Origin of the sequence: Anaerorhabdus sp. (assembly GCF_036657415.1) — a bacterium.
Taxonomy (GTDB): Bacteria; Bacillota_I; Bacilli_A; order Erysipelotrichales; family Erysipelotrichaceae; genus Anaerorhabdus.
Window position 1 is genome coordinate 21,663 of record NZ_JAVXGL010000025.1, and the last position, 6,004, is coordinate 27,666.

A 6,004-nucleotide genomic window follows, 5' to 3' on the forward strand; every position below is an offset into this window, starting at 1 on the left:
TGCTTCTACTTTTTATTATCAAAAAATGAGTATTAAAAGGTAAAAAATGATTAGGGATACAAAGTGTTTTTTAGAAAAGTATTAAGCATAATTCAATTAAAAAAGAGGAAGTTTGAAAGTAAGCGTTTTCAATTTGTGAAAAGATACACAAAGATGTTTTTACCGTTTACTTAAACTTCATTTCGGTGCTATAATTTAAGAGCAAAAAGGAGGAAAATTTGCATGGCAAAACAAACTGTAAAAGATTTAGATGTAAAGGGCAAACGTGTCATAGTACGTGTTGACTTCAACGTACCTTTAAAAGATGGAGTGATTACAAATGATAATCGTATCCAAGCTGCTCTTCCTACAATCAACTATTTAACTGAACATGGTGCTAAAGTTATTCTTATGTCACATCTAGGAAAAATTGATCATAAAGATCCAGAAAAATGTGAAGCTGGAAAAAAGAAAAACAATATGGCTCCGGTTGCAGCACGCTTAGCTGAACTTGTGTCAAATAAAGTAACATTTGTACCTGAAACACGTGGTGAGGTTTTAGAAAAAGCTGTTGCTGACATGAATGAAGGAGAAATTATCCTAATTCAAAATACTCGTTATGAAAAAGGTGAAAGTAAAAATGATCCTGAATTAGCTGCTTATTGGGCTAAACTTGGTGATTTATTTGTATCTGATGCTTTTGGATCAGTACATAGAGCGCACGCTTCTACAGTAGGAATTGCTGAACACTTACCAAGTGCTTGTGGTTTCTTAGTTCAAAAAGAAATTGAAAACTTAAGTGCTGCTATCGACAATCCAAAACGTCCATTAGTTGCTATCTTAGGTGGAGCTAAAGTTTCTGACAAAATTGCAGTTATTGAAAACTTATTAACAATCGCTGATAAAGTAATTATCGGTGGTGGTATGGCTTTCACATTTGCAGTTGCTGAAGGACATAACGTAGGAACTTCATTACTTGAAGCTGATAAAGTGGATATGGCTAAAGATTTCATGGCTCGTGGTAATGGAAAATTAATTCTTCCTGTGGATGCTGTTGTTGCAAATGACTTTGAAAATCCAACAGATATTAAAACAGTAGAAATCAATGCAATTCCAGATGGTTATATGGGACTTGATATTGGACCTAAAACAATCGAATTATTTAAAAATGAATTACAAGGTGCTCATACAGTAGTATGGAATGGACCTATGGGTGTATTTGAAAAACCTGAATTTGCAACAGGTACAATTGAAATTTGTAAAGCAATTTCTGAATTACCAGATGCAATGACAGTTATCGGTGGAGGAGATTCTGCTTCTGCTGCAATTAACTTAGGATTCAAAGACAAATTTAGTCATATTTCAACTGGTGGAGGAGCTTCACTAGAATACATGGAAGGTAAAGAACTTCCTGGTATCGCAATTATTCAGGAGAAAGCATAAAATGAGAAAACCAATTATTGTTGGAAACTGGAAGATGAATAAAACATGTAAAGAAACAGTTGAATTCATCAATGCAATTGAACCAGTTTTACATGATGCTGCTGATTATGGAGTAGGTGCTCCATTCACAGCACTTAAAGATGCAACGGCTACTGCAAAGAATTTAATCATTGCTGCAGAAAATTGCCATTTTGAAGACAATGGAGCATTTACTGGAGAAGTAAGTGTACCAATGTTAGAAGAATTAAATGTTAAATATTGTATCATTGGTCACTCTGAACGTCGTACGATGTTTGGAGATACAGATGAAACAGTTAATAAGAAAGCTAAACGCTTAGTTAAAGCTGGAATTACACCAATCCTATGTATCGGTGAAACAGAAGCACAATATGATGCAGGGCAAACTGAAAAAGTTATCCGTGATCAATTGACTGGAAGCTTAGCTGACATGTGCGCTGATTGTGTTAAAGACATTGTAATTGCTTATGAACCAATTTGGGCTATCGGTACTGGTAAATCTGCTAGTAAAGATGATGCTCAAAACTGTTGCGCAATCGTTCGTGACCAAGTTCGTAAAATGTATGGTGATGATGCAGCAGAAGGTGTTCGTGTTCAATACGGTGGATCAGTTAAACCTGAAAACATCAAAGAATACATGGCTTGCGAAGATATCGATGGTGCATTAATTGGTGGGGCTTCATTAAAAGTAGATTCATTCACTGCAATTATCGATGCTACAAAATAAATAAGTAAAAGCTTTGTAAAAAAATTGAATAAGTGTTTAAAAAATACATAATGAAATGTATAATGATTGAGAAAGAAGGAGGGTATTATAATGCCTTATATAGTAGACGTATACGCACGCGAAGTTATTGACTCACGTGGTAATCCAACAATTGAAGTAGAAGTTACAACTGAATCTGGTGCATTTGGACGCGCAATGGTTCCAAGTGGAGCATCAACAGGTGAAAGAGAAGCTCTTGAATTACGTGATGGCGACAAAACTCGCTTCATGGGTAAAGGTGTTCTTCAAGCTGTTGAAAATGTAAATAACATTATCGCTGATGCAATTATCGGTATGGATGTTACTGATCAATGTGGTGTTGATAAAGCAATGATCGATCTTGATGGTACAAAAGACAAATCTAAATTAGGAGCTAACGCTATTCTTGGTGTTTCAATGGCTTGTGCTATTGCAGCTGCTGATTTCTACGGTATGCCTTTATATCGTTACTTAGGTGGATTCAATGGTAAAACATTACCAGTTCCAATGATGAACGTTCTTAATGGTGGTAGCCATGCTGACTCTACAGTAGACTTCCAAGAATTCATGATTATGCCTATCGGAGCTTCAGATATTAAAGAAGCATTACGTATGGGTGCTGAAACATTCCACAACTTACGTAAAGTATTAAAATCAAAAGGTTATAATACAAACGTTGGTGATGAAGGTGGATTTGCTCCTTCATGTAAAGATGGTAATGAAGAACCTCTTCAATTAATCGTTGAGGCTATCAAAGCTGCAGGATATAATCCTTCTAAAGAAGGAAAACCTGGTGATATCGCTATCGCTATGGACGTTGCTGCATCTGAATTCTATAACACTGAAACTAAAGTTTATGAACTAGTTAAATCAAATGGTGGTACAAAAACTACTGCTGAAATGATTGATATGTATGCTGAATGGGTAGAAAAATATCCAATCGTATCTATCGAAGACGGTCTTGGAGAAAGAGACTGGGACGGATGGAAAGTATTAACTGATCGTATCGGTGATAAGATCCAAATCGTTGGTGATGACTTATTCGTTACTAATCCAGCTATTCTTAAAGAAGGAATCGACAGAGGAATTGCAAATTCAATCCTTATTAAAGTTAACCAAATTGGTACACTTACAGAAACTTTCGATGCTATGACAATGGCTAAAGAAGCTGGTTATACTTGTGTAGTTTCTCACAGATCTGGTGAAACAGAAGATACAACTATTGCTGATATCGCTGTTGCATTCAATGCTGGACAAATTAAAACAGGTTCAATGTCACGTACAGACCGTATTGCTAAATACAACCAATTAATCAGAATCGAAGATGAATTAGGTGCTGTAGCAAAATATCTTGGACGTCAAGCTTTCTATAACGTTAAAAACAAATAGTTTACTTAAAAACTCATTAACTTCGGTTAGTGAGTTTTTTATGTTCTGTTAAGAAGCTAAGTAGTGATAAAGTAATAAAAAGAAATGGATATTTTTCTTATCCATTTCTTTTTAAATTAATATTTATTCTGGATTTACCTTCTTGGAATACCTTGATAGATATCTTTGACAGGAATTGCGATGATAGTTAAATAAGAATCTTTATCTGCACCTCGATTGGGTGGACCTTCTAAATAAATATAGCGAATAGTACCTAAAGGTTGAATTTGTTTACTATTGATAAATTCAAGTAATGAGTTAGCTATACTTTCTAGATTTTCATAAGGGCCCTTATAACAAACACAAATTGCAGTTATTTCAGGAGTTATTGATATGCCTTCACCTGAACAGGATTCATCTACTGGAATGTACATATTACGGTGAGAAACATCGCTGAGTGATAGTTCACTAAACATGTAACCATTTTCGAAGTTAATCTTGTGGTGATGAATAACATGTAGATAGGCATCTCGTAATTCTTTAGTGCGATCTGCTAAAGAAGTACCAGCATATTCTTTAGAATATGACTTTTGATGTGGAAGAGTAGTCCAATAGTAATCTAATTTGTTAGATGAATTAGCACGAATATAAAGTTTTGAAATACTCATGTCAATTTGATTTCTAAGATCTTCTAATCGACTGATTGTCACATTAAGCTCAGTAGAACCAACAAGATAATTTTTTATTTCTTCCAAAGATAGTCCATATTTTTGAAATGAGCGAATTAATTGGATTTGTGTCATATTGTCAGCAGTGTAATATCGATAGCCAGTTACTGGATCTTTAGTAGCTGGTGTCAAAAGATCATGTTCTTCATAATTTAAAATCATCTTTCGTGTAACATTCAAAGTTTTTGCGACAGTACCTATTTGGAATAATGTGGGAACGTATGAATTATTGCTATCATTCGTCATGATAAATTCTCCTAACTTGACTCGCACATCAGTGTACGATGTATATTAACTATATAGTTGGTTGTACTAAGTGTCAATAGATGCGAAGTATCAAACCAAACATTAGCTGGGAAATAGTTTTGTAATTTTTACTAGAAAGAATTATAAAAAGTTAGCACTATAACACAAATGGAAGTTAGGTAGAGGGCAGGGGAGAGGCTTAAAATACTTAATGGAATTCAAGTATTTTAAGTGTATACGTAATATGGAAAATAAAAGAAATAATTTATCAGAAGACACAAATCATGATGCTTTTAAGTTTAATAAAAAGACTGGAACAATCGTAGATTATAATGAAGCAATAGGCGGTTATGAAGTGGTTATACCATCAATGATCAAAGGAATCCCTGTAATAAAGATTGGGATTAAGGCATTTCAGGATAAACGACTAAGAAGTGTTGTTTTACCTGACTCGATTAAGAAAATTGATAGTTATGCATTTTCAAATAATCTTATTGAGACAATTCATTTTGAAGAAGAATTACTTGAAATAGGTGATTTTGCTTTTTACATGAATAGATTAGGAAGTTTGGAACTACCTGAGAGTATTCAAAGTATTGGTAAATCTTGTTTTGCCAATAACTATATTTTAGGGACATTACGTTTACCACAGTCACTTAAAGTCGTAGATGAGTATGCATTTAAAAATAACTGTATAAAATATATTGAGATTAACTCTGATTTAACACTTAAAGGACGTGGATGCATATTCCAAGAGAATAAAGTTGATAAAGCAATTTTTTCTGAAGGGATTAGAAGAATTCCACATTTCATCTTGTTTGATTGTCTATTAAAGGAAGTGGATTTACCATCATCATTAAGGGTAATAGGCGAACACGCATTCTCAAATAATAAACTGAAGAAAGTAGTATTACCTAGTCATGTAAAAGTAATTGGGAATTATGCTTTTTCATCAAATTCAATGACAGGTATTAAAATTCCTGAAAGAGTTGAAGAAATTGGAAGAAATATACTTTGGGTTCAAGGAATTCAAATTCAAAATGAAAATTTAAATAAATTTTATTTTGAAGATGATTCAATTGTAATACATCCATCAAGGATAAGTGAAGATATTGAAATTGACCGAATTGATAATCTAGTTTGGGAGATAAGAAATCAGTGCTATCATGCAGAGGTAGATAAAAATAGAAATGTTATTAAAATTTCAATTGATGATAATTTGAAAAAACATTTTGATATAAACACGAAGGAATCTATGAGTGTTACTTTTGATTATAAAGTAGGAAATGAAACTGTTGAAAGTGGTGGTTGTAACACAATTTCATGGAAATTAGAAATCCCTCAAAAAAATGGGGGGGGGGGGGGGGTCAATAATTAATATTCACCATTTAAATATGACCCAATATGGCATCTTTTTTATGCGACAATGGCAAAGAGGTGAATTTTATGAAAACAGTTCCTGCCAAAACAATTGTCA

5 protein-coding genes are annotated in these 6,004 nt (G+C 33.6%); 4 read left to right on the top strand and 1 reads right to left on the bottom strand.

The window, feature by feature from the left end; genetic code table 11:
- The first annotated feature begins 222 nt into the window (after positions 1-222).
- The 3 genes from RSB60_RS05320 (at position 223) to eno (ending at position 3,574) form a co-directional block, all read left to right on the top strand.
- Positions 223-1,422, top strand: a complete 1,200-nt coding sequence (locus RSB60_RS05320) for a phosphoglycerate kinase (RefSeq protein ID WP_323382296.1) — start codon at positions 223-225, stop codon at positions 1,420-1,422.
- A gap of 1 nt (position 1,423) precedes the next feature.
- Positions 1,424-2,167, top strand: a complete 744-nt coding sequence (gene tpiA / locus RSB60_RS05325) for a triose-phosphate isomerase (RefSeq protein WP_323382297.1) — start codon at positions 1,424-1,426, stop codon at positions 2,165-2,167.
- A 90-nt stretch (positions 2,168-2,257) separates the two neighbouring features.
- On the top strand, positions 2,258-3,574 hold the full coding sequence (gene eno, locus RSB60_RS05330) for a phosphopyruvate hydratase (protein WP_323382298.1): 1,317 nt from the start codon (positions 2,258-2,260) through the stop codon (positions 3,572-3,574).
- A gap of 134 nt (positions 3,575-3,708) precedes the next feature.
- Here the strand turns inward: eno and RSB60_RS05335 are convergent, their stop codons facing one another.
- Entirely contained in the window at positions 3,709-4,527 is an 819-nt protein-coding gene (locus tag RSB60_RS05335) for a MerR family transcriptional regulator (RefSeq protein WP_332475204.1), read from the bottom strand.
- Between the two features lie 244 nt (positions 4,528-4,771).
- Here RSB60_RS05335 and RSB60_RS05340 point away from each other — a divergent pair, with 244 nt between their 5' ends.
- A complete protein-coding gene (locus RSB60_RS05340; protein ID WP_332614994.1) occupies positions 4,772-5,905 on the top strand; it encodes a leucine-rich repeat domain-containing protein in 1,134 nt (377 codons plus the stop codon).
- Positions 5,906-6,004 lie beyond the last annotated feature (99 nt).